Source organism: Pseudomonas paracarnis (genome assembly GCF_904063055.1).
Classification (GTDB): domain Bacteria; phylum Pseudomonadota; class Gammaproteobacteria; order Pseudomonadales; family Pseudomonadaceae; genus Aquipseudomonas; species Aquipseudomonas paracarnis.
This window is the reverse complement of the sequence record NZ_CAJFCN010000084.1, coordinates 1-450: the sequence shown is the minus strand read 5'-3', so window position 1 is coordinate 450 and position 450 is coordinate 1. Positions and strand designations below refer to the sequence as shown.

Here is a 450-nt window from a genome sequence, read left to right as displayed (position 1 = left end):
AAGGCCATCGGTGGCCCGGCGTGGAAAGCCCTATGCTTCAATGCAGGTGGCCGTTGGGGTATTGCGTGATGGCAGGGTGCAAGCGTGTGTCAGCGCCGGCAACACGGGGGCGTTGATGGCCTTGTCACGGCATGTTCTCAAAACCTTGCCAGGTATTGATCGGGCGGCGATGGTGGCGGCGATCCCGACGCAGAAGGGCTATTGCCAGTTGCTGGACCTGGGCGCCAATGTCGATTGCAGTGCCGAGCACCTGTTGCGATTTGCCGTAATGGGCTCGGTGGCCGCCGAGGCGGTGGGCGTGCCCCGACCCCGGGTTGCCCTGCTGAATATCGGCACTGAGGACATCAAGGGCAACCAGCAAGTCAAGCTTGCCGCTACCTTGCTACCAAGCGCGCGGGGTTTGAACTACATCGGCTTTGTTGAAGGTGAGGGTTTGTACCGTGGGGGAGG

The 450-nt window shown here is 61.8% G+C and carries 1 protein-coding gene; it reads left to right on the top strand.

Annotation, left to right across the window (positions count from 1 at the left end):
- A partial coding sequence (locus JMV15_RS28015; protein ID WP_268968801.1) for a phosphate acyltransferase occupies positions 1-450 on the top strand: 450 nt, incomplete at both ends.